1 protein-coding gene and 3 pseudogenes are annotated in these 2,268 nt (G+C 35.1%); 1 reads left to right on the plus strand and 3 read right to left on the minus strand.

Translation table 11 applies throughout. From position 1 onward, the window contains the following. The 3 pseudogenes from AB4Y90_RS18040 to AB4Y90_RS18050 all read right to left on the minus strand — a co-directional run. Positions 1–370, minus strand: a pseudogene (locus AB4Y90_RS18040) (N-acetyl-gamma-glutamyl-phosphate reductase); the annotation flags it as partial. Between the two features lie 172 nt (positions 371–542). Further along, positions 543–1,561 (minus strand): annotated as a pseudogene (locus AB4Y90_RS18045) (argininosuccinate synthase domain-containing protein). Next, positions 1,533–1,760, minus strand: a pseudogene (locus AB4Y90_RS18050) (N-acetyltransferase); the annotation flags it as partial. The pseudogenes AB4Y90_RS18045 and AB4Y90_RS18050, both read right to left, overlap by 29 nt. A gap of 377 nt (positions 1,761–2,137) precedes the next feature. Between AB4Y90_RS18050 and AB4Y90_RS18055 the strand changes: the two are divergent. Further along, on the plus strand, positions 2,138–2,268 hold a 131-nt coding region (locus tag AB4Y90_RS18055; RefSeq protein WP_441558939.1), incomplete at its 3' end, for an acetyl-coenzyme A synthetase N-terminal domain-containing protein.

Here is a 2,268-nt window from a genome sequence, read left to right on the forward strand (position 1 = left end):
CAGGCAAACCATAGATAAAATTTCTTTCTCCTAGATTACCGTCCAAACGGAAATCATTTCCTAAATCGATCACCAACGTCGAATCTTTTACAGGATTTTGAGTCAGCCAATTTTGGCTTTCTTTGTGAGGAAGACATAAAAATAAAATATCTACTTCTTCAGGCTGATCGGTTAGAATCATCTCACAGACTGTCGCTAAATCCGGGTACAAATCTGAAATTTTTGTACCCGAATTCGAACGACTATATAAAAAACTCAAAGACACATGAGGATGAAAAGCCAGCAGACGAACTAGTTCACTTCCCGTATAACCGTTGGCTCCGATGATTCCTGCTGTTTTATTAATTTCAATCATTTTTATTTTTGCCATAGGTTTCACCTACGGTTATTTATATTGAACCCTTCGGGTTTATTTTGCGTCCAAATTTTCGCAGCCCGACTTGAGCGGAAATCCTTTTTTGCTTGGAATTCCAGTTCTATTGAATCTGAAATCGTCTTGCAAAAAAGATTGGGAGCGGAAGGCGGATTAAGCTGCCCAAATTCTATTTATTAATCTGATGATATATATTTAAAGAGTTGCTTACAATTTTTGTGTAGCCTTTCACATCTTCGCCTGTCCAAGCTCTGTTTGCTTCGCCGTAGCTTCCGAACTTATCGGACATTAAATCATGTTGAGATTCAATTCCGTTTAAGATAAATCGGGAAGGATGAAGGGTTACAAAAACTTTTCCGCTTACCGTTTTTTGAGAATCAACTAAGAAAGATTCGATATTTCTCATTACAGGATCTAAGAAAAGTGCTTCGTGAAGCCAGTTTCCGTACCAATCGGATAATTGTGACTTCATCATCTGCTGATATTTTGAAAGCGTATGTTTTTCCAACAAATGGTGTGCTTTGATGATCACAGACGCCGCAGCCGCTTCAAAACCAACTCTTCCTTTAATCCCGACAATCGTATCTCCTACGTGAATATCACGACCGATTCCATAAGCGTCTCTTTTCCTCCGACTGAAGTTCCCCAAAGTCCTTTATTTACAGAATATTGTGCTTTATGGAATTCTATTTCGTAACCGTTACTTTTCAAAAACTCGATTTCTTCTTCACGAGACAAGGCCATATCACGAATCGGTGTAATGATTTCAACATTCGGACACATTACCTGGAAAATCAGATCAAAACGTACCTGATCATTTCCTGCACCTGTACTTCCATGAGCAATCGCATCAGCTCCAACTTCAATCGCAAATTTTGCAATTTCCTGCGCCTGAATCGTACGTTCTGCACTTACAGATAAAGGATATGTATTGTTTTTCAATACATTTCCAAAAATCAAATACTTCACGCAAGAATTGTAATAATCTTCCTGAGCATCCACGCACCTGTATTCTTTTACCCCAAGATTCAGGGCTTTTTTCTCCAGTTCTTTTTCCTCTTCTTTAGAAAAACCTCCGGTATTTACAGTAACTGCATACACATCATATCTCAGTGTTTCACTAAGATATTTAGCACAGTAAGAGGTATCTAAACCTCCGCTAAACGCTAAGACGACTTTCTTGTTCATTGCTATATTTAATTTCCGGCTGCGTATCGGCAGCACTATTTTTTGTTATATTTTCAGGAACGAAAAGCATAGCCGTACAAAGGCAGTTTTTACGTTCTTTTTTCATTAAAATTTCGTAATTGACACAGCTTTTGCATCCATTCCAAAAATCATCATCCTGAGTCAATTCAGAATAAATAACAGGTTTGTACCCTAAGTCTTTGCGATACCCGTTCCTCTGCGCTGTGCAGAATCGTACATTTCCTGTTGTATTTCACTCACATACATCAGATGTATGGATGAGGAAATTTCTATTTCCATTTATTTATCTAAATTTTTTGGCAAATTTAAAATATAATTTCTTTCAAATCCAAATAAAAAAGATAATTTATTGTTAATAAAATTAATATACAGATAAAATTATCTTAATATTCATATTTAAGAAGTTTAAAACACGTGTAACAATGAATAGTAAAACACTGATAATTAATATAAAACAGCTTTTCTACAATAAAAAAGCTTTTAGGACTAAGTTTAAATCAAAAATTAAACATAATTTTAATATCATTAAATTCAAATTTCAAAAACAATAGAAATATGAGAAATTACGTGATAGAAGACTTACCACATTACTTTGAAGAGTATAAAAAATCAATCAAAAACCCTAAAAAATTCTGGGATAAAGTTGCTGATCAAAATTTTGTGTGGTATCAAAGATGGAGCAAGGT

Origin of the sequence: Chryseobacterium sp. 2TAF14, assembly GCF_052115105.1 — a bacterium.
Classification (GTDB): Bacteria; Bacteroidota; Bacteroidia; order Flavobacteriales; family Weeksellaceae; genus Chryseobacterium.